General features: G+C 63.5%; 12 protein-coding genes and 2 tRNA genes. 7 read left to right on the forward strand and 7 right to left on the reverse strand.

The window, feature by feature from the left end; genetic code table 11:
- Positions 1-88: 88 nt before the first annotated feature.
- Positions 89-2,641: a cation:proton antiporter gene (locus IEV83_RS11970; protein WP_181759021.1), complete on the forward strand. Its 2,553-nt coding sequence runs from the start codon at positions 89-91 to the stop codon at positions 2,639-2,641.
- 24 nt (positions 2,642-2,665) lie between these two features.
- Here the strand turns inward: IEV83_RS11970 and IEV83_RS11975 are convergent, their stop codons facing one another.
- Positions 2,666-4,084, reverse strand: coding sequence for a sigma-54-dependent transcriptional regulator (locus IEV83_RS11975; protein WP_181759020.1), 1,419 nt, complete (start codon positions 4,082-4,084; stop codon positions 2,666-2,668).
- 421 nt (positions 4,085-4,505) lie between these two features.
- Here IEV83_RS11975 and IEV83_RS11980 point away from each other — a divergent pair, with 421 nt between their 5' ends.
- Entirely contained in the window at positions 4,506-6,179 is a 1,674-nt protein-coding gene (locus IEV83_RS11980) for a peroxidase family protein (protein WP_181759019.1), read from the forward strand.
- Positions 6,176-6,601 (forward strand): hypothetical protein, encoded by a 426-nt coding sequence (locus IEV83_RS11985; RefSeq protein ID WP_181759018.1) that lies wholly within the window; start codon positions 6,176-6,178, stop codon positions 6,599-6,601. The genes IEV83_RS11980 and IEV83_RS11985 overlap by 4 nt, the downstream gene beginning before the upstream one ends.
- A 57-nt stretch (positions 6,602-6,658) precedes the next feature.
- On the opposite strand, the gene IEV83_RS11990 is transcribed toward IEV83_RS11985, so the two are convergent.
- Both IEV83_RS11990 and IEV83_RS11995 read right to left on the reverse strand, forming a co-directional pair.
- Positions 6,659-8,779 carry an AfsR/SARP family transcriptional regulator gene (locus IEV83_RS11990; protein WP_181759017.1) on the reverse strand — a complete coding sequence of 707 codons (2,121 nt, stop codon included), beginning with the start codon at positions 8,777-8,779 and terminating at the stop codon, positions 6,659-6,661.
- A 135-nt stretch (positions 8,780-8,914) separates the two neighbouring features.
- Positions 8,915-10,234: a YcaO-like family protein gene (locus IEV83_RS11995; RefSeq protein WP_181759016.1), complete on the reverse strand. Its 1,320-nt coding sequence runs from the start codon at positions 10,232-10,234 to the stop codon at positions 8,915-8,917.
- Positions 10,235-11,477: 1,243 nt separating this feature from the next.
- Between IEV83_RS11995 and IEV83_RS12000 the strand changes: the two genes are divergently transcribed.
- The 3 genes from IEV83_RS12000 to fdhF all read left to right on the forward strand — a co-directional run bounded on the left by IEV83_RS12000 (position 11,478) and on the right by fdhF (position 17,085).
- On the forward strand, positions 11,478-12,404 hold the full coding sequence (locus IEV83_RS12000; protein ID WP_181759015.1) for a LysR family transcriptional regulator: 927 nt from the start codon (positions 11,478-11,480) through the stop codon (positions 12,402-12,404).
- Between the two features lie 185 nt (positions 12,405-12,589).
- On the forward strand, positions 12,590-14,269 hold the full coding sequence (locus IEV83_RS12005; RefSeq protein WP_181759014.1) for an NAD(P)H-dependent oxidoreductase subunit E: 1,680 nt from the start codon (positions 12,590-12,592) through the stop codon (positions 14,267-14,269).
- Entirely contained in the window at positions 14,266-17,085 is a 2,820-nt protein-coding gene (fdhF, locus tag IEV83_RS12010; RefSeq protein WP_181759013.1) for a formate dehydrogenase subunit alpha, read from the forward strand. The genes IEV83_RS12005 and fdhF overlap by 4 nt, the downstream gene beginning before the upstream one ends.
- Positions 17,086-17,180: 95 nt before the next feature.
- On the opposite strand, the gene IEV83_RS12015 is transcribed toward fdhF, so the two are convergent.
- The 3 genes from IEV83_RS12015 to IEV83_RS12025 form a co-directional block, all read right to left on the reverse strand.
- Positions 17,181-18,551: a globin-coupled sensor protein gene (locus tag IEV83_RS12015; protein ID WP_181759012.1), complete on the reverse strand. Its 1,371-nt coding sequence runs from the start codon at positions 18,549-18,551 to the stop codon at positions 17,181-17,183.
- Between the two features lie 509 nt (positions 18,552-19,060).
- On the reverse strand, positions 19,061-19,723 hold the full coding sequence (locus tag IEV83_RS12020) for a LysE family translocator (protein ID WP_181759011.1): 663 nt from the start codon (positions 19,721-19,723) through the stop codon (positions 19,061-19,063).
- Positions 19,724-19,843: 120 nt separating this feature from the next.
- Positions 19,844-19,918: transfer RNA gene (locus tag IEV83_RS12025), tRNA-Gln, on the reverse strand.
- Positions 19,919-20,201: 283 nt separating this feature from the next.
- Between IEV83_RS12025 and IEV83_RS12030 the strand changes: the two genes are divergently transcribed.
- Positions 20,202-20,278: transfer RNA gene (locus IEV83_RS12030), tRNA-Pro, on the forward strand.
- A 1,215-nt stretch (positions 20,279-21,493) separates the two neighbouring features.
- On the opposite strand, the gene IEV83_RS12035 is transcribed toward IEV83_RS12030, so the two are convergent.
- Entirely contained in the window at positions 21,494-22,420 is a 927-nt protein-coding gene (locus tag IEV83_RS12035) for a hypothetical protein (protein WP_181759010.1), read from the reverse strand.
- Positions 22,421-22,620: the final 200 nt, after the last annotated feature.

Here is a 22,620-nt window from a genome sequence, read left to right on the forward strand (position 1 = left end):
AACCAGGATGGCCAAAATCAGGCAAGCGGGCGACAAATTCTCGCAATTTTGCCTCGCAACTGTCGCATGAAGCGGCGATAGGGAGAGTATGAACGCACCGCTCGTCACCATCGGCATCGCCGGACTGCTCGTCGTCATCTCGCTGATCCAGCCGCTGGCGCGGCGCCTGCGGGTTGCCCCTTCCGTTCTGCTGGCCGTGGTCGGCGTTGCCATCGGCCTGCTTGCCACCTGGCTGCTCTATACGCCGAAGACCAACACCTTCAACGAAATCGCCGGGCTATTCGTCAACTTCCCGATGGATTCCCAGGCGATCCTCTATGTCTTCCTGCCATTGCTGCTGTTCCAGACCACCCTGACGCTGGACGTGCGGCGGATGGCCGAGGATGGCGGGGTGATCTTCGTCATGGCGGTGGTCGCGGTGCTGGTTGCCACCGCCTTCATCGGTTTGGCCCTTTCGCCGTTTACCAGCGTTTCGCTCATCGCCTGCCTGCTGCTCGGCGCCATCGTCGCCACCACCGACCCGGTGGCGGTCGTCGCGATTTTCCGCGACATCGGCGCCCCGGCCCGGCTGGGGCGGCTGGTGGAAGGCGAAAGCCTGCTCAACGACGCGGCCGCGATCGCGCTGTTCACGATCCTGCTCGGCGTGCTCACCGGCTCCGCCACGGCGGATCTGGAAACCGGCCTGATCCTGTTTCTCAAGAGTTTCGGCGGCGGTCTGGCCATCGGCTATATCGGCGGCCAATTGCTGATCCACGTGTTGCCGCTGGTGCGCGACTTCCGGCTGGCACAGGTGACCCTCAGCGTCGCCCTGCCCTATCTGGTCTATGTCATCGCCGAACATTTCGCCGGGGTGTCCGGCGTGGTTGCCGTGGTCGGCGCGGGTATCCTGATCAATCTGGTCGGCCCCTCCCGGGTCACCCCCGATGGCTGGACCTATCTCAACGACGTGTGGGAGCAGATCGCCTTCTGGGCCTCCTCCCTGATCTTCGTGCTGGCCTCGATCCTGGTGCCCAAGCTGCTGGTCGATGTGGGCTGGAACGATATCCTGCTGCTGGCGATCGTCGTCGTCTCCGCCCTGGCCGCCAGGGCGGTGATCCTCTATGCGCTCCTGCCCGTGCTTGCCGCGCTGAAACTGACACAGCCGGTCAGCCGCCCCTTCATGGCGGTGATCCTTTGGGGTGGCATGCGCGGCGCCATCACCCTGACCCTGGCGCTTGGCGTGACCGAGAACCCGGCGATCGACCCGGAGGTGCAGCGCTTCGTTGCCGTTCTGGCCACCGGCTTCGTGCTGTTCACGCTGCTGGTCTACGGCACGACGCTGAAGTCGCTGATCAAGCTGCTGAAGCTCGACCGTCTGGCGCCGCTCGACGCGGCAATGCGCAACCAGGTTCTGGCCTTCGCGCTCAACAACGTGCGTGAGGGGGTTGCCCGGGCGGTGACCCAGTATCACATCGCCCCCGGCCCGGCGGATCAGGTGGACGCGCCCTATAGGGCCCGCGCGGCGGAAGCTGCCGATGGCGCCGCCCATTCGGAGGATATTCTCGACCGGGACCGGGTCACCATCGGTCTGGTGGCGATTTCCAACCGGGAGCGGGAAATCGTCCTGCGCCACCTGCGCCAGCGCACCGCCTCGATCCACACCGCCGAGAACCTTCTGGCCAAGATCGGCCGGATCGGCGACCGGGCGCGGGCCGGCGGCCGTGTCGAATACAACCGGGCGGCTCGCGCCTCGCTCGACTTCCCGGTCACCATGCGGCTGGCGCAATGGGTCCAGCGGCGGCTGAAATACGAGCGCTGGCTGGCCCGCCTGCTGGCGGACCGCTACGAGAGCCTTCTGCTCAGCCGCATCGTCCTTGACGAGTTGATCGCCTTCACCGGCGACAAGATCCCCCCGCTGCTCGGCAGCCGGGTCGGGGAAATCCTGACGGAAATCCTCGCCAACCGGCGCGAGGCAACCACCACCGCGCTGGAGGCCTTGCGCCTGCAATACCCCGACTATGCGGACAGCCTCGACCAGCGCTTCCTGCAAAAGGCCGCCCTCAGGCTGGAGGAAGACAACTATCGCTCGCTGTTCTCGCAGAACCTGATCGGCGCCGAGCTTTATTCGCACCTGTCGCAGAGCGTTCAGGAAGCGCGCGCGGAAGCCGACCGCCGCCCGCAGCTCGATCTTGGCATGCGCACGGAGGAGCTGACCGCGAAATTGCCGCTGTTCCATGACCTGCCCGCCGATCGCATCGCCGCGATTTCCCGGCTGATGCGCCCCCGGTTCGCCGTTCCCGGCGATCATCTGGTGCGCAAGGGCGAGCGGGGCGATGCGGCCTATTTCATCTCCTCCGGCGCCGTCGAGGTCGCAACCGGCGACCGGCGCATCCGGCTCGGCCGGGGCGAGTGCTTCGGTGAGATCGCCCTTCTGACCGGCGGGCCGCGCACCGCCGATGTGCATGCGCTCGGCTATTGTCACCTGCTGGTGCTGTCGCGCAGCGATTTCCGCAAGCTGACGGACAAGGACCCCACCTTGCGCGATCACATCGCCGAAATCGCCCGCGAGCGTCAGGCGATGAACGCCTCGCCGCCCGACGACGACCAGGCGCAGAACGAGGCCGATACGGACCGCAAGACGCTCCCCCCAGCTGCGGATTAGGTGGCACGCAGGGCGCGGAAACGCTCACTCGCCGGCGCTTTCCCGTTCCTGTCCCCAGATCTGGATGCGCCGGTAGAGCGTCGAAGGGCTAACCCCGAGCGCATTCGCCGCCCGAGGAATGTTGCCGCCGCAGGCCTCGATGGCGTGTTCGATGGTCCGCCGGATTACCTGATCGAGCGGCTCGATTGCCTCCGGCGCCGGTCGCGATGTGCCGCGTCCCGAGCCCCCCGCCCCTGTCGGCGCCTCTCCGCCGGCTGTCACCGGCACCGCAGGTTCAGCCCCTCCGGCGAAGACGGGCAGCATGGTTTCATCCATCATCTCGCCGTTGTTGAGCACCACCGCACTGCGGATCACGTTCTGCAACTGGCGAATGTTGCCCGGCCAGGGGTAGGCCAGAAGCCGCTGTTCGCAGGCAGGGGTGAACCCCTTGAAGCTCTTGCCGTCCTCGCGGGAGAACCGATCCAGAAAGTGACGGGCGATCAGGATCACGTCATCGTCCCGCTCACGCAGGGCCGGCAGTTCCACCGGCACCACATGCAGCCGGTAATAAAGGTCCTCGCGGAAACGGCCAGCGGCCACTTCCCCGATCGGATCCCGATTGGTCGCGCAGACGATGCGTACATCGACGGGCCGCACCTTGTCCTCGCCCACCCGCTGCACGGTCTTTTCCTGCAGGAAGCGCAGCATCTTCGATTGCAGCCGCGCGTCCATCTCGCACACTTCATCGAGAAACAGCGTGCCACCATCGGCGGAGAGCACCGCCCCCTGCCGGTCCGCGAGGGCACCGGTAAAGGCGCCCTTGACGTGTCCGAAGATCTCGCTTTCCAGAAGATCGCGCGGGATCGCAGCGCAGTTGATCGAGATCATCGGCCCACCGGACCGCTTGCTGAGCTGATGCAGGGCATGGGCACAGAGTTCCTTGCCCGTGCCGCTTTCCCCGGTGATGAACACGGTGGCATTGGTCGGCGCCGCATTGCCGATGATGCGGTAGACCGTCTGCATGGCATAGGATCGGCCGATCATGCCCTCGAACCGGTCCGAGCCCAATTCCTGCAGCCGGTTTGTCAGGTTCAGCCGGTCGAAGGCATTGCGGATGGTCACACGCAGCCGATCGGCGCTGAACGGCTTCATGACGAAGTCGAACGCGCCTTCGCGCATGGCCTCCACCGCCATGCTGACCGAGGCCTTGCCGGTGATGATCACCACCTCGCACGGAATCTCCCGCGCCTTGATCTGCCTGAGCAGATCGAGGCCATTGCCATCCGGCAGATTGACGTCGAGAACAACGACGCCGGGCGCCTCGCGGCCAATGAAGGCCATCGCCTCCGCACCCGTCGAAACCGCATGGACGTCCCACCCCTGAGGCGCGAGATACGCCTTGTAGGTTTCCGCCAATGCGCACGTATCCTCAACGAGCAGAACCTTGGGTTCGCTCCGAATCATGTCTGATCACCCACCCCTGTTCAAGCCATGGAACGCCGCAGCGGTCAGCAGAAACCTCCAACTCCGGGGAGGTTATCCGGCATCCCATACGGCGACCTTAGGGCATCGGGCTCCGGCACGAAACCGGCCAGATACACAATCACGGGTTAAAGGCTGATGCAAACACACCAAAGAGCCCACTCCTCCCCGGCGGGACCTCCATTTGCTTCTCGCCGGCCCTTCTACGCCTGCCATCGGAAGCCGGATCGGCACCTGGCTGCGCTGACCTTCCGCCAAAGCCTTCCGCAGTGCCGAATAACGATCACATCACAGCGCCAGCGTATTTTGACGGCTTCTGTTCAACATCCGTATTTCTGTCGAGTCCCCCAATCGCTCGCCGGCAAGCGCGGCAAGGCGGCAGAAAAAATGATGAGAGCCAGCCATGCATGGAGGACTACGAGGCCCAAGTCTGCGCGACAAGGCCCAGCAACGCATCCGCTCTTCTCCCGCGGATGAAACCCCGGAAGTCGGCGGCGGGTCACTGCAAGCGGGCGAGGAATACATCGGCCTTGAGGATCAGGCCCGGCCCGGATGTCCCGACATCCCCACCAGCGAGCATTTCTTCGCTCTGCTCGCCCGCAAGATGGAACGAACCCGGTACCCCTGGTCCGACGGTGATGGACACACCAATCCGCATATTCCGGCGGGTTATACCTATCTGGCGCAATTCGTTGCCCATGATCTGACCGTCAACAATGGCGTTGAAGAAAGTCGCGCGCCGAATGGAGCCAGCACCCATCAGCGCCCGCGTCCGCTCAACCTGGATACGCTCTATGGGGACGGACCGACGGTGGAACCGGCCTGTTTCGAACTCGTCACCCGGATGCCGCCGGCGCTTCGCTCCGGATGGCCCAAGACCCGGTTCCGCCTCGATGGCATTGCCGAGGACAATGGTCTGCGTCCCGCCGACAGCGCCCGTTGCCCACGCCGCGACATCGGCCGCGCCCTCGATCAGCGCGCGGGCGTAACGCGGGGAACGGCGCTGATCGCGGACACCCGCAACGACGACAATGCTGTGCTGTCGCAACTCACCGCCCTGTTCCAGATCGCCCACAATCTGGCCATGGACCGACTGGAACAAGGTCGCGAACCGGCAACCCCGCAGGCCAGCTTTCTGAACTTCATGGCCGCACGCGGCGCTCTCACCTTCGTCTACCACCAGATCCTGCGCCACGATCTGCTACCGCACCTGCTCGACCCGCACGTGCGCCAGCATTTCGAGACACACGGTCCCATCGGACCGGTGCGGGGAGAGACGACGCACGCCCCCCTGGCGGAGCCCGACTTCACCAATGCCGCGTTCCGGGTGGGGCATGCCATGGTCCGCGAACGCTACGCGTTCACCGGCCCCCCACCCGCCGAACACCGGCTGATCGACGTGCTGCGCCGAACCTCGGAACGCAATCCGCGTCGAACCCCGCACGGAAGCGACTGGATCATTTCCTGGTCGAATTTTTTCGACACAGGCCCCGGATCGCCACAGCCATCGGCGCGCCTGTCGCCGCAATACGAAGCCGCGCTGTGGGACGACACGCTGTTTCCGCCGATGGAGACAGGAACCCCACCCGGCCTTGCCTATCGGGACCTGGTTCGCTGCACCTTGTCCGGCGTGCGAAAGATCTCCGCGCTGAGCCGCCACATCGAAAGCCAGGCGCCCGCGCTGGCCGCCTGCAGCCCCTGGCTGACCGACCCTGCCCCGCGACATGCCGCGATGGCAACCTGGCTGGATGCGGAGCAAAGCATTGACATCACCCCGTACCGGGCCATCGCAATCGCCGATCCGCCACCGCTATTGTATTTCTTGGTCGAGGCAGCCGCGTCCAACAACGGCCACAGGTCAGGACCACTCGCATCGGTTGTTATTGCAAATAATATCTACCTCCACCTTGACGATCATACCCACAAGGCGTCTAATCCCGTGGTTGCCGAAGAAGCGGCCAAGGTGGTTTTCGGCCCGAACGTCCCCAACACCATGCCGGAGTTGATAAAATGGACAGACCGCAATCTGAATATGAGAGAGAAGACTTTCAGGAACAGAGCCCTCCCTCTTTCATGACTCTCACATCAGGTAAGGAAAGCCCTTCCGCACCACAGGAATTCGAGCGTATCAAGATCCACGATCACAAGGCGTTCGGGCGTCTGATCGCCGACTACGCTATTGGTCGCAAGCCTTGGCCGGAGACCCTTGCCGAGTTCAAGGCCGAGGTCGAGGGGCGCAACATCGCCTCGGTGCCCGACCGTCTGAAGGCGATCCAGGTGGTACAGCCCTCGGAGGAGGTCTTCTTCCTGCGCCTGCCGCCACGCAAGATCATCGCCCAGTCACTGGATCGGTTCGCCCGTCACGACGCTGACGGCTCGGCCGAGCGCTATCCGCTGCCCCCCTTCTACGCCGACATGGTCTGCGGCGAGGAACAGTTCACCCATTCGGACTTCTTCCTTAGCCGGGTGGCCGATTACACCATCGCCGTGTGCACCTGATCGGCATCCGCTCTGGTGGCCGGGCGTCCCCTTGCGCGGCGCGCGCCCGGCACCTCGTCAGGTGCCAGAGCGGCCCGGCACGGATGGGGGTGCCAGATCGGACGGCAAGGTCAACCCAGCCTGGGACAGCCCGTCCTGCAAGCTTTGCCAGACCGCCGGGTCGCTGATTGGAAAACAATTGCCAACCCAGCGGGCAATCTCCTCGCGGGAAGGCTTTTCCGGACGCACCCAGCGTTCGGTGATGTGCTGTTCAAGCTCACGGCGCTGCGCCTGGGCCTCGGCGACATCGCCGATCTGCGCCAGCGCGGCAACATACCAGGCCTCGACGCCGAGGTAGCCGCCGCTGAGATAACGAAACGCGCTGATGCAGGCGTGGTAATCGCCGCAAAGGAACATGATGCCGACGAAATAACTCCAATGCAGCGGCGAGGTCAGTAGACCGGTCTCGCGCTGCTGGCGGGCGATCCGCCCCGCCTCCTCCCGATACCCGTAATAGGCCAGCCCGTGCGCTGCCGAAAGCGCCGTCCAGGGGTCATTATCATTGAGTGCGAGCGCCTGGCGGTGATGTGCCTCCGCCTGTTGGAAACGACGCTGCAAGGCAGCGGTCCAGGCCATGCACAGATGCGCACGGGAATCGAACGGATCCAGCCCCAACGCGGTGCGCGCGAGTGCCGCCGCGTGATCGAGGGTCTCCGGCGACTGACGCGCCCCGGGAAAGATGATGTGCCGGGAATTGATGATCTGTGCCAGGCTGCTATAGGCCGGCCCGAAATCCGGATTTTCCTTGATGATCTCGGAAATCATCGCCTCGGCCCGGCGCGATTCCTCGATCTTCCAGGTGAAATGCAGCCGCTGCCCCATCAGCAGCCGGTCATAGTGATCAAGCGAGGCCTCCGGCATGCGCGACATGCTGGCGAGCCGTTCAGCGGAAATGTTGACGTTCATGGCCAGCGCGATCTCCGCGACAAGGCTGGACTGGCGCGTGAACAATTCGCCAATACCGACCTCGGAGTTGCGGCCCCAGACATAGGCATTCGTACGCCAGTTCTTGACCGTTACCGAATAGGAAACGCTGTGCTGCGAGCGCATGGCACTGATCGCCACCCGGTAAAGCGGCGCCGACGAGGCCGACAGTTCTTCCGTCAGCCCATCGGCAACCGACCACTCGCGAAACCGCACGAGGCGGGAGATCAGGTCATGCCGAAACACGCGAGCCAGGCGAGCGTCCTCCCCGGTTTCATCGACCTGCAGGATCTCGTCGACGATGATCACCGGGCGCGGGCCATCAGCCGGATGCACAGCGCCCTCCCCGCCGCCGCTTTTCACGGGCTCCGCAGCAAGAGCCGCGCCTCCCTCAGCCGCAGGGGTCTGACGCAGCCAGGAGGGGAAGCGGCCGAGCTTGATGTCGACGATCAGCGCCTGTGTCTCCCGCGCCGGCTGGGTGTCGAACTCCTCTTCAAGGACGTTCCACAGATCCTCATAGGCCCTCAAGGCCGCCGTATAGTCGCCACGCGCGGCGCGGGCGGTGATGAAGGCGCGGCACGCCGGCTCGTGGGTCGGGTCGAGGTTGAGAAGGGCCACCGCTGCATCCTCGACCAGGTCCCAGTTGCCTTCACGTACCACAATCATCGGCTCCAGCATGCCACGCAGCCGGTCATGCACCTGCTGGCGGCGTACACGCAGCCAGGCGGTGAACGGATCGGCGAGCATCTCGCCGCCCTCAAACAAGCGCTCCGACAGTCGCTTTTCCGACAACAGCCGGGGAGCGATCGTCTTCCGAGCCTCCAGAACCTGATCGAGATCGGTCCGCACACGCGACAGGTCGATGCTGATGCAGAGCTTGTCGGAGCTCAGCGCATCGAAGCCGACCGCCTCCAGATTGCGCCGGAGAATCAACAAGGTCTGGCGCAGCGAGGAGCGGGCGTGATGCTCTGAGCTATCGCCCCAAAACAGATTCGCCGCCAATTCCCGCGACAGCCGCCCGTCCGGACTGAGGCACAGATAGCCCAAGAGCCCCTCCGCCTTGCGCGAGCGAAAGACGATCGGCTTCCCGCCCACCTCGAAGCGCGGTGTCCCCAACAGCCACGCATGCAGGAGCGGCCGGCCACCATCGGGTCCGGGAACCGCATCCCCTTGCGCCTGCTCACCCGCCCTAGCGTCATCCACGATCGCTGCCATCCTGCATCCTGGAGCCCGATTGCCGACAGGTTATTCCGTCTGGCAGCCCCCTCCTTGCACTTCTTTTTCCAAGGCCCCTTCCGATACGGAGGCCCCACGCCACTGGCATCCTCTCACGGCCCGCCGTCCGAAGCGCTAGTACAGCGCCACCCGTTCGGCGGCCGCATCATCTCCGCCAGATCGCCTTTGAGTTGCCAAACGCTCCAATACCACATCCGAGGGGTCAGGTTGCAATCCGGTGATCAACATACGCGATACATAAATTCCGATGTCCTGCCGGGTCAGATCCACCCGATGCACGGCAAATCCCTGACCCGCCAAGCGGTCCACGACGGCCGGCAACAGCGCTTCCGGCTCTTCCGGCAAGGGCGGTGCCTGAGGCAAGGCAAACCCGCCCGGGTGCAGGATCGGCCAATCGCCCGCAACCTGGGTGCTGCGGCGCAGGTGCCGCCGATCCATATCGTTCAGCGCCTCCTCTCCGCCTTCCTGCCGTTTTGCCGCCACCACCCGGTCGGCAAGCTCGATCTGCATCAGTTCCTCCAGCGCGGCAAGACGTGCGGCATCCGGGGTCGCACGCGCGGCAAAACCATAGCAAAATCCCTGGCCCTGACGGTCCACCGACAGAGCGGCGGCAACGGGAACGCCAATCTCGCCCGTGAGATCGAGAAACCACGTCCGCCGACCCTGCACCCCGGCACGATACCGCGTCAGCCTGGCGCCCGTCTCGCCGGAAAGAAGCTCCTCCAGCGGCACCGCGCGCCCGCGCCGTCCGCCGCGCCACCACAGCGCCACCGCATCCCGTTCGATCCACTCCAGGATCGCCCGGCAATCGGCGTCCTGCGCGTTCCGACCGGCGGCAACACCGAGCCCCATGGCAAAACCCAGCCCATTGGCGAACCGTCCCTGCGCGCGACGCCAGCACAAGACAGCGGGAAGGCGCACCCAAACCCCGTCGGCCAGGCGCAACGCCGCGATATCGTCGCCGGTCCGCGGCTCCGCCGTCCCCAGCAGCGGCCACAAGGGCGCGCATTCTTCCTCGATCGACGTCAGGGTCTCGTCTGCGGGCTGGGCACGGGTTTCCCCCGCGATCTCGAACTGGGACACGAACTCCACGGCTTCGGCGACACAGGCCCGGAACGCGGTCAGCCGATCTGAGCCAACGCCGGAAACGGAGGTACGGGCATCATGCAGCGCGCCAAAGGCCGCGCTGGAAACCTGCGCTCCGAAACAGCCGAGTCCCGGCGCATCCGGAACCGGCAGTTCAAACAACCGGTCAAGCCGTGCCGCGGCGCGCAGCAGTGCCGCAAAATCATCATCGGGCTCTCGAACCTGCGCCTCCCCCGCTCCCAGGCCGCGCAAAAGGCGCCAGGCAGCCTCCATAGCCGCCTCGGGCAATGGCAGACCGGCCACCAGATCGGCTGCGGCCCGTAAGGCCTCTCGGGTTTCATCGCGCATTCGGCTCCCTCCTAAAGGTGCGCCCCCCCCACAACCGCTTATCCTACTGGCGTTTTCATCTCGCCACAGACCCAACATATTCGCATATATGAAAATCACGCACAGATAACGCTGGCTGGTGTTGTATGCAGCCGTGGCAGAGACGGAGCGATGTCACGGATTGGAAGATATCGGTTTTTCAGTTTGACGAGTGCCCTTGAGGGATGCGGTCGGCCTTCCGCCGCATGCCGGGATGGTTCGCCCCGTTCCGGTAGAATGCAGACCTCAAGACACATGCGGACCGCCTTGAACTTGTTTCAAGCCTCCGGATCGCACGTGACCCAACTGGGCCGGGTTGCACCTCAACCCGGCCCGTTTTTCATCTCGTCAACACGGACCCGAAAGACCGGGTCGGCCTCTGGACCGGCAAGAACGGAATAGCAGCCGGTACGCACACCGCCCCGGCGCAGGTGAGGACAGAACTGGATCCGATGTCCCGATGGCAGTCGGGACGGTCCGGCGGATGAAGGTGCCTGAGGTGGAGCAGGCCTGACATGAGGCACACAAGCAGGCGGCCTACTGTTTGCTGCGTGTGGTCTCCGGACGGAATGAGCGCCTGACGGCAGATCTTTCGTCCTCCATGTCGTTTCGAGGAGGATTCGGCATGGCATCCGCCGACCATTTTTCATGCCCGGGGCTGCTGCCGCGATAAATCACGGCATTGCATCCGACGGGCACCAACGTGGCCTGCGGCGCGATCTGGAAACAGCCTGCAGGCAACAGGGCGATTGAAGCGGATAGCGGACGAAAAAGACAGACCGGGGGAAGTTGGGGGGAATTTCAGAGCGCTTCGGCGCGCGGTTTATTTGCCTGACGGCACAGGAAGTTTCACAAAGTCATAGTCCGACCTTTGCAATCTGGATCGACCGCTCGCCCTCTCCAAACAAGGGCGGGCGGTCTTTTATTGCGTCACCTGTTTCGCCGCAGGGGGAGCCCTGCTGACCGCCAGCAAGACGCCCCCTTGGACGCCGAGCGCCCGCCACGCGGCAGGCTGCGGCGCCACAGGGCAGACGGTTCCCTCCCTCGCATGCCTGCCCTCTACGGCTCTTCGGCCGTTTTCCCGCGCCCTTTCTCCACCCTTCGCCGGCGGGACCGCAGCGAGCGCCGGTTTCCCGCAAAGGTTCGCGGCGGAGGCCGCTTCGGTTATCCTTGCGCTTGAGGAGGTGCCGGTCACTGCCCGGCACGTGGGAGACAGGAACACCCTTTGAGCAATTTGCCCCCCATCGACCTTGCCGACCTGCGCGTTCTGGTCTCGCTGGCGGCGGAACGGCATTTCGCCAAGGCCGCCCGGGCCTGCAACATGTCCCAGCCGGCGCTTTCGGCACGCATCCGGCGCATGGAGGAAGCCTTCGCCGCCCCGCTGGTCGAGCGTGGCCAGCGCTTCGTCGGTTTCACCGAGGCCGGCGAGCGGGTGCTGATCCGCGCGCGCCGCGTGCTGGCGGATCTCGACGGGCTGCGTCAGGATGTGGCCGGCGGCGCCAGCCTCACAGGCCGGCTCCGGCTCGGCGTGGTTCCGACGGCCACGCCGCTGGCCGGCCGGCTCGCCGCCATGCTGGCGGAGCGCTACCCCGGTATCCAGACCATGTGTGCCAGCCTGACCTCGCGCGCCATCGAGGACGGTCTTGCCGACTTCACCCTCGACGCGGGGCTCACCTATCTCGGCAACGAGCCGCTCTCGCAGGTCGAGACGCTGCCGCTGTTGCGTGAGACCTATTGCCTTGTCGGCCCGGACCATCTGCTTGCCACCGCCGACGACCCGGTGCCCTGGAACGCGCTCGACCAGTGGCCGCTTGCCCTCCTGACCCCGGACATGCAGAACCGCCGGATCCTCGACATTGCCTTTTCCAAGGCGGGGATCACCCCGAAGATCGCCTTTGAATCGAACAGTTTCCTGTCGATCCTCAGCCGTGCTGGCGTTGGCGCAAAGCGGGCGCAGACCGTCGCCATCCTGCCACGCCTGATCGTCGACATGCTGGGCGTTGCCCCGCTTGCCGTCAGGCCCCTCGCGCCGCATCCGTCGCGGCCACGGATCGGCCTGGTGGTGCCACAGCGACAGCCCGTCCCGCCCTTTGCCGAAGCCATCTGGCAGGTCGCCAGGGAGGTACGCGAGCCGCACGATAACCTGGCCTGATCAACCGATAGGCATTCGCGATTTGATTTTGCCGCCGAACCTCCGCCTCCTTCCCGCAAGGGCAGTACCGTCATTTCCCGAAGGTCTGGCGAGTTCCGCCCCAGAACATTGATCGAAATCGACGTTTCGTCCTTGCACCAGTACAGCGGCGAGGATGACGGGAGCAGGACGGGAACAGCGCCATCATGGCAGGAGCACGCCGAGGAACAGCATTTGCGAAACACGGGCGCGTCAAGGGACGCCCACTGGACGATGAGGCACTGGAAGAGATCCGGGACCTCTTGGGCAATGGCCCACGCCGGCGCGACCTTTTGATCGAGTACCTGCACCTGATCCAGGATACCCATGGCCATCTCTCCGCCGCCCACATGAAGGCACTTGCGACCGAGATGCGCCTTTCGGAGGCCGAGGTCTTCGAGGTTGCCAGCTTCTATCACCATTTCGATATCGTCGCCGAGGGAGAGACACCGCCGCCCGCGGTGACGATCCGGGTGTGCGATTCCCTCTCCTGCATGCTTGCCGGCGCGGACACGCTGATTTCGGAGCTGGAACAGGGTACCCGGCCGGAAGAGGTACGGATCCTGCGCGCGCCGTGCCAGGGGCGCTGCGCCGAGGCGCCGGCCGCCCAGATCGGCCGCAACGAGATCGGCCATGCGCAGGCGGACACGCTGCTTGCCGCGCTGGCCGCCGGCGAGACCACCGTCCGGGTGCCGGACGCCCTGCGTCTTGACGCCTACCGGGCCGAAGGGGGTTACCAGTTGCTGCGCGCCTGTCTCGATGGCCGGCGCAGCCGCGACGAGGTGATCGCCGACTTGTCCGGTGCGGGCTTGCGCGGTCTTGGCGGCGCTGGCTTTCCCACCGGGCGCAAATGGGAGCTGGTGCGCGCCCAGCCCGGCCCGCGACTGATGACGATCAATGGCGACGAGGGCGAGCCCGGCACCTTCAAGGACCGGTTTTTCCTGGAACGGGACCCGCACCGGATGCTGGAAGGCGCGCTGGTCGCCGCCTGGGCGGTGGAGGCGGAGCGGATCTACCTCTACATGCGCGACGAATACCCGGGCATCCTTGAGATCCTGCGGCAGGAAATCGACGCGCTGGCGGCAAGCGGACTTTCCGACCACGCCCCGATCGAGCTACGGCGCGGCGCCGGCGCCTATATCTGCGGCGAGGAAAGCGCGATGATCGAGTCGGTGGAGGGCAAGCGCGGCCTGCCCCGCAACCGGCCGCCCTATGTCGCCGAGGTCGGCCTGTTCGGGCGCCCCACCCTCAACCACAATGTGGAGACGCTGCACTGGATTCGCGATATTCTGGAACGCGGGGCGGACTGGTTCACCGAACAGGGCAAGGAGGGGCACAGCGGCTTGCGCTCCTATTCCGTTTCCGGCCGGGTCCGCGATCCGGGCGTCAAGGTGATGGCCTGCGGTAGCACCATCAACGAGATCATCGCCGAATGCGGCGGGATGCAGGAGGGGCACAGCTTCCGCGCCTTCCTGCCGGGCGGCGCCTCCGGTGGCATCTTCCCGGCCTCCATGGCCGATCTGCCGATGGATTTCGGCACCTTCGAGAAACATGGCGGCTTCATTGGCTCCCATGCGGTGGTGATCCTGTCCGACCAGGACGATCTGCGCGGCGCGGCGCTCAACCTTCTGCGCTTTTTCAAGGATGAGAGCTGCGGCCAGTGCACCCCCTGCCGCGCCGGGACGGAAAAGATGGTGGCCATGCTGGAGGCCGGCGACTGGGACGATGCACGCCTTAAGGATCTGGAGCAGGTGATGCGGGATGCCTCGATCTGCGGCCTGGGCCAGGCGGCGAGCAACCCGGTCCGGTCGGTCCTTACATTCTTTGCCGGGGAGGAAACCCGATGAGCGAGACACTTTCCTTCACCCTCGACGGCACCGAAGTCGAGGCACGGGCCGACGAGACGATCTGGCAGGTGGCGCAGCGCTGCGGCACGGCGATCCCGCATCTGTGCCACAAGGATGCGCCGGGCTATCGGTCCGATGGCAACTGCCGCGCCTGCATGGTGGAAATCGACGGCGAGCGGGTATTGGCCGCCTCCTGCATCCGCAAGCCGGCGCCGGGCATGGTCGTCAAGACCGGGTCGGACCGGGCGGTCAAGGCGCGCCAGATGGTGTTCGAACTGCTGGCGGCGGACATGCCGGAGCGGGCGGAGGCTCCGGATGCGGACGCCGACTTCTGGATCTGGTCCGACCGGGTAGGCGTTGCCGGTTCGCGCTATGCCAGCCGCTATGCACAAACGGGCGACGACGCGGCGGCGCAAGGCATCGACCGCGCCACCCGGTACGATGCCTCGCACCCGGCCATCGCCGTCAATCTTGACGCCTGCATCGCCTGCGGTCTGTGCGAGCGCGCCTGCCGCGAGGTGCAGATGAACGACGTCATCGGCATGGGCTATCGCGGCGGCAGCGCGCGGCCGATCTTCGACCTGTCCGACCCGATGGGCGCTTCGACCTGCGTTGCCTGCGGCGAATGCGTGCAAGCCTGCCCGACCGGGGCGCTTCTGGAAAAGTCGGTGATGGACGGTGCTGCCCGGCACAAGACCCTGGCCGCCGATCGCACCGTCGATACGCTCTGCCCGTTTTGCGGCGTCGGCTGCCAGACCACCGTGCATGTGAAGGACGACAAGATCATCAAGGTGGACGGGCGCAACGGTCCGGCCAACGAGAACCGGCTGTGCGTCAAGGGCCGCTTCGGCTTCGACTATGTGCATCACCCGCACCGGCTGACCAAACCGCTGGTGCGCCGCGACGACGCGCCGAAAGACGGCCAGACGATGATGGACCCGGCCAATCCTTATGAGGTGTTTCGCGAAGCCACCTGGGAGGAAGCGTTGGAGCGGGCGGCGGGCGGCCTGCGGCAGATCCTGGACCAGTCGGGCGGTTCGGCTCTGGCCGGCTTCGGCTCGGCCAAGGGCTCGAACGAGGAAGCCTATCTGTTCCAGAAACTGGTGCGGCAGGGCTTTGGCACCAACAATGTCGACCACTGCACCCGGCTGTGCCATGCCTCCTCGGTGGCGGCCCTGATGGAGGGGGTGGGATCCGGCGCGGTCTCCGCCCCGTTCATGGCGGCCAACGACGCCGATTGCATCATCGTCATCGGTGCGCGGCCGACCCAGAACCACCCGGTTGCCGCCACTTACCTGAAGCAGGCGGCCAAACGCGGCGCGGCGCTGATCGTGATGGACCCGCGCGGCCAGAACCTGATGCGCCACGCCACCCACGGCCTGCGCTTCAAACCCGGAACCGACGTGGCGATGCTGAACGCCATGCTGCATGTGATCATCGAGGAGCGGCTTTACGACGAGCAGTATATCCAGGCCAATGTGGACGGCTTCGAGGCCCTGCGCGAGAAAGTGCGCGACTTCTCGCCCGAGGCGATGGCGGAGGTCTGCGGCATCGACGCAGCCACCTTGCGCGAAGTTGCGCGGCTCTACGCCACCAGCCCGCGCTCGATCATCTTCTGGGGGATGGGCGTTTCCCAACATGTGCACGGCACGGACAATTCGCGCTGCCTGATCGCGCTGGCGCTGATCACCGGCCAGATCGGCCGGCCCGGTACGGGCCTTCACCCGCTGCGCGGCCAGAACAACGTGCAAGGCGCCTCCGATGCGGGCCTGATCCCCATGGTGTTTCCCGACTACAAGTCGGTGGAGGATCCGGAGATCCGCGCCGCCTATGAAGACGCCTGGGGCCGGACCCTCGACCCGAAAAGCGGCCTGACCGTGGTGGAGATCATGGATGCGATCCATGCGGGCGAGATCCGGGGCATGTACATCATGGGCGAAAACCCGGCGATGTCGGATCCGGACCAGATCCATGCCCGCGCGGCGCTTGCCAAGCTCGATCACCTGGTGGTGCAGGACATTTTCCTGACCGAGACCGCCTGGCACGCGGATGTGGTGCTGCCGGCCTCCGCTCATGCGGAAAAACTCGGCACCTACACCAATACCAACCGGCAGGTACAGCTCGGCCGGCCGGCGATCCCGCTGCCCGGCGCCGCGCGGCAGGATTGGGAGCTGATTGCCGAGATCGCCAACCGGCTCGGCCTTGACTGGTCCTATAGCCATATCGGCGAGGTCTACGAGGAAATGCGCGAGCGGATGCCCTCGCTCGACAACATCTCCTGGGACCGGGTCGTTACGGAAGGCTGTGTCACCTATCCGGCGGAAAGCCCGGATGCGCCCGGCTCGGAAATCATCTTCGCGCAAGGCTTCCCGACGCCAAGCGGCAAGGCGCGGATCGTGCCGGCGGATCTGTTGCCGCCGGACGAGGTGCCCGACGCCACCTTCCCGCTCGTGCTGACGACCGGGCGCATGCTGGAGCACTGGCATACCGGCGCCATGACCCGGCGCTCCGCCGCGCTCGATGCGCTGGAGCCGGAGCCAATCGCGGCGATGAACCCGTTCGAGATCCGCCGTCAGGGGTTCACGGCGGGAGAAAGCGTGACCGTGACCACACGGCGCGGGGCGATCACGGCAACCCTGCGGGCCGACCGCGACGTTGCCGATGGCATGGTGTTCGTGCCGTTCTGCTTCTTCGAAGCGCCGGCGAACCGGCTGACCAACCCGCAGCTCGACCCCTATGGCAAGATCCCGGAGTTCAAGTTCTGCGCGGCGCGGGTGAGCCAATACCGGCCGGACCAGGCAAACGCGGCCGGGTAGTCTTCGCCGCCTGGCCGAAAACAGCTCTGGCCGGCCCGTGAGAACGGGACCGGCCAGAGCCGAACTGCTGTGTGTAGGGTCCCTGGCACCCGCCCTCAGGCCGAGCGCCCTGCTCCTTGATCAACCGCTGCTTCGCGGATCTCGGAGAAAAATGCCCGAACCTGCTCGGAAATTTCCGAGGACTGAGACCGCAGGGTCGCGGAAACGGTGAGGAAATCGTCCGCCGCCTTGCCGGTCGCGTCGATCGCCGCATTCACGCCGGTCACATTGGCGGACAGCGTCACGGTCCCCTGCGCCGCATTCTGCACATTCTCCGAAATTTCCCGCGTCGCCGCGCCCTGCTGTTCGATGGCGGCGGCAATCGCCGAGGTCAGTTCATCGATCTCGCCAACGGTGGAAGCGATGGACGAAATGGCGTCCACCGCATTGGTCGTCGAGGACTGCACCTCGGAAATCTGCATGGCGATGTCTTCCGTGGCCTTCGATGTCTGCCCGGCAAGCTCCTTCACCTCTTGGGCAACAATGGCAAAGCCGCGGCCCGCCTCACCGGCGCGCGCTGCCTCGATGGTCGCGTTGAGGGCCAGAAGGTTGGTCTGCGCGGCAATATCGGTAATCAGACGCACCACATCGCCGATCTTCTGCGCGGCCTCGGACAGACGGGCCACTTCCCTGGAGGTGGCGTCCGCCATGCCGTTCGCGCGGCGCGCCACGTCGGATGCCCCAGCGACCTGCCGGGCGATTTCCTCGATCGAACTGGACAGTTCTTCCGCTGCCGAGGCCACCGTCTGCACGCTGACCGAGGTTTCTTCCGAAGCGGCCGAGGCGGAGACCGCCTCATCCGTGGCCGAGCCGGCAACCCCGGACAGCGTCCCGGCCTGCTCCTGCATCCGGTCGGCGCTGACCTCCACGTTCTGCAGCGCGCTTTCCACCTTGACCTTGAAGGTCTCGACCGCCGCATTCAGGCGGTTGGTCTGGGCAACGCGCTGCTCGATCAGCATCTGCTGATAGGTGGAAATCGCAAAGTCGAGGTCGAGCAACACGACCTTGTTCAGGGCAACCACAGCCGCCGAGGTCTTGCGCGCGGAGAACCGATGCTTGCGGATGATCAGCTCGGACAGTTCGTTGAGAACGAACTGGTAGCCGGCGATGTACCAGCGCGGCTCCAGACCGATGCGGCTATGAGCGCGACCGATGCGGTCGATGCTGCGGACATACTCGTCATCGAACCGCCCCGAGAACAGGCGCTGCCAATGCGACTTCTGAGCCGACTGCAACCCGACCAGCCGACCGTCCAGCATCGCCTTGAGCGACGGTTCCTTCATGAGATGGGCGTAAAAGCGCTCAAGAATGCCCGGCAACGCCTCCTCAACCATCGGCCAGAGCTCTTGCACCGCTCGCCGTGTATCCGCATCGATCCGAGCAAAGCCGATCCGACCCTCTATATCCGTCGACGCCACGTCCGACATTCCACACACTCCGACAGATTGCAGCAAACACCCTCCGCAATTCAAGTTATAAGCCGACACACCTTATGGATTGATTAAAGATGCAAGGTTATCAACATAGGTAAAATTACCTAATATAAATAAAATCGATCAAAATTCCCTGTAATTGTGCCATTAAAAATTTCAACCGGGCGAATGTGATACGAGATACAAAACCCTCCCTTACGTCACATTTCAGCGAACAACGGTTCCGCGAGACAGAGTTTTTTTACATCTGGAAAGCCTGCGGCTTGGCGAGAAAAACAGCCACTTCGGCAAGGCCGGAAGTTACCAGGCCGGCTTTCCTGCGCGTTACTCGCAGGCATCACGCCAGCCTCAGAGCAAAATTGGCGCGGATGGTGCGAAAGGAGCCGAAAGGAAAGTAATCTTGTGCGGAAAACAAGCGCTTGCCGCCTCCGTGGGCACGGCCCGGAACGCCCCCGCCGGCGCCTTCGCCCTGTCCAGACCAGATCACAGCGAGGAATGAGGGGTCATGACCCCGACAAGGCGACGCGCAGGCCGAGCGCAATCAACAGGCCGCCAAAAACGCGGGCAACCGCGCGCTGACTGCTCTCAAGGGATTTGCGAACAAGGCGGAGATCGAGGGTCTGCACGAAAATCAGCCAGAATCCGGCACTGATGCCCATCATGACGGCAATCAGAAGCCCCATCGCCGACCAACTGGTTTGCGGCGTGATGACCATGGTGAAAACGCCCAGATAAAACAGCGTTCCCTTGGGATTGAGGATGTTGTTGAACAGCCCCTGCAGGACCCACGCACGGCCGCGGCGGATCTCGCCGGCGCCGGGCTCCAGCTCGATTTTCCGCGCGGCCGCACGGAAACTCATGATCCCGAGATAGATGAGATAGGCCGCACCGGCATAGCGCAGCAGCGAGAATGCCAGCAAACTCTGGGAAATCAGCCAGCCGATGCCGATGGCGCAATAGGTGATGTGGACCAGATTGCCAAGGAGCACGCCAAAGGCGGTCTCCAGGCCTGCGCGGCGTCCGCCAAGCAGCGTATTGCGCATGACGATGATCATATCCGGCCCGGGACTGATCATCACCAGAGCGGTCAATCCAGCCACGATCAGTATCTGGTCAAGCATCTGCGCCTTCTCCGCATCGCGGTCCCTGAAGCCTTGCCCCACCATTGTGGCGTTCGACATGACTTCTGCGAAGCGGAAATATCAGGCAGATGCATCCATGACGTCCGCCCCCGACGGGTCGCGACCAAATCAGGCTGCCTGGCAAAAAGACTGGAACGGAGAGGATGGCTGGGGCGGCAGGATTCGAACCTGCGAATGGCGGCACCAAAAGCCGCTGCCTTACCACTTGGCGACGCCCCATCAGACCGGTCGCTTGTATAGCGATCCGCCCGGCATCGTGCAAGCACCGCATTGCCGCCAGGAGCCCGCTCATCCACATCCAACACAAGCAGGCAGGCGCGAGGGCAGGCTCCCTGCCCGGTTTCAACGCCACCCCTCTGGCGCACGAACAGTTATTAACAGGTCAATTTCATACCCGGCCACAAGCAGGCTTGCGAAGCCTGAAAACGGGTGTTATGTACCCGCCACACGACGAGAGAACGCCGCCACCCGAGACGGCATCAAGCAGTTCTCCCCGTGATGTCGGAGTGTAGCGCAGCCTGGTAGCGCACCTCGTTCGGGACGAGGGGGTCGCAGGTTCAAATCCTGCCACTCCGACCATTCTTTCCAAAGACTTACTCAATCAAGAAATTCGGATGACAGAGCGCCCAAACAGGCACCTGACGGCTGCCTTTGTGGCTAGCGCCCCCTCAGGCAGCCTGCTGCAGCCTCACTCCCTCACCGACCGCATGATCAGCGAACCTTTGCGCGGGTATCCAGGCATCGCGAGCGCCACTGCCCCCCCCCCAATAGAAACACGTCTATGAGAACCGCCGCTCCTGGCGCGCTTTCGGCCGACGACAGGTGCATGACCGCTTCTTGGCCAGCCCTGACAGCCGCCGTTCGCCATGGATCGGGCAAATGTGCAAGGAGGGCGGAACTGGACATTCACAGGAGCGGCATACAAGATTCCGAGCGGCCTGTAGCTGCCATTGGGTACTTTCTCAATAACTGACGACTTCGCGCCCTCAGGGCGGTCGTTTATCTGCTCCCAGCCAAATCCCGAAAGCAGCCATTCAATACGATTCGACAGAAAGTTTGAGAAAGTCTGGAACGAGAAAATCTTCAGAACCAACCATGTGGTCTCGGTTAGCCCCCTCGCACCGAGGTTTTTATTCACAGCTAAAGCAGCGCCCACCAACCGCCAGCTAGACCGGCAGTAGTTTTGCTAGCTCTGCGCCTGAGATTTCCATCCTATTGAACTCAATCCGATCAGGTTGACCGTCAAATCCGACTACGTTGATTGGACTTGCTACCTTATCATGCATCCACACGAGAGTCGCGGTACAAACATTATTGGGCACTCGAGCCTCGTGGTAGGCGTGCCGGTCAACGCGGTAAGACTGCCCGGCTATTAGCGTCTCTGTCTTCAGCGTTTGAGTTTCAACTCGGGTAGAGGTCTTCAAAAGGAAATTCGACGTCGATTTTTCGTACCTGTCGCCACCGTATCCCACTTCGTAGAGAGGTAGCCCCCCATTTTGTGTCAGGGCCACGTCATAGGTAATGTTCGTGAGTTGGCCAGAGAGTATACGGCTGTCGACGTGCCGGTCATGAGTATGAATGAAGGCGGGCATGCCTCTAACAGGACGTTCTCCCATCGGCCAGAAATGAAAGCGCCAATCGCCTAAGTCCGTTCGCTTCACAGGAACCACAAAGAAGCCATGCGGATGCGCTAGGCAAAGAGGGGTGTTTCTGGACAGCCAATTTTTAACCGCGAGCAATAAATTCTCCGTGGGTGTCTCTTGCACATACTGCAGCGAAAGAGGAAGGGGGAGTTCAGCGCGCATATGGAGACCTCGATCCACGTGATTTGTCGGCCAGCTCTTTTAGTTCATCGTACCCAACCATACCGCAAAACGCGTCCTCAAGACTTTGAGACATCGAATTTGCCCGAATGTCCATTGGGCTTGCTGAATCCTTAACCCAATTGAATTCCGTTATATATGCTGCGTGGTCACTGTCGGATCGCGGATAGCGCATAGCCATATCTTTGGGGTCTTCACGCGTCACTATGATCTCTTGTGATGACCCTTCAATCCGAAAGGACGAAAGGCGATCACTGAGAAACAGCGAAATATTTAAGAACCCACGATAATCGGAAGAGGCGTCAACGAGATCTAGGAAAGTCGCCATGACCTCCTTCCGAACGTAGTTCGCATCCCAAACTATACGGTCAAAGGAGGCAGTCTTTCGATATGTCGCGTATTTTTCGCATAAACTATCATCGCGAACATCCAGAAGAATTACCTCGAGATCAACCGATCGACGTCTCCTGACTGCGTTTTTAGCCAAGATTGGGAGAATTTCTGCTCGGAAGTGACGCCCCGTCCGAACATAAATTTTGTAATCCGTAGCTTCAGAAGCGATGCTGCGGAGCGCCCCGCCAATATCTTGGGGCATTAGCCTCGCCCTTGCCTCGACGTGCTCCGTATCCACGAAAAAGAAAGACAAATAGAGAGCGGAAGTTACCGCGAAAACCGCGCTAGCGACCACTGAAACCAACAAGCTGTTTAGCGTGTTCCAGCCGCGATTATCAGGTGCAAAATAGTAGATTGCCCAAATAATCACCGCGGCAACCGCGACGATCAGCGCCCATGTAAGAAGGAACACACGACGCTGATAAGGTGATCTGAAGATGCCGGTTATAGACATTTTAGCATTAAAATCTCTGTAAGTATTTTTCCCATTCAGAGCATTGATCAATTTGGATTTCAAGCTCTTTTGCGGAAGGGCATCAGACCGCCTCACATTTGAACGCTCAAATGTCGACGTCGTTGTGAGGACCGGAAAGTCAACGTCCAGCCCGATAGCTGGTAGGTGGGTCCTGGCGCACTGAGCCAGGTAGCAAGGCTCCCCGACTTTGGTCGTTCAGCGTCGAAATCGCACTTCCCAAGAGCAGTCGT

It is taken from the genome of Stappia taiwanensis, assembly GCF_014635285.1.
Classification (GTDB): Bacteria; Pseudomonadota; Alphaproteobacteria; order Rhizobiales; family Stappiaceae; genus Stappia; species Stappia taiwanensis.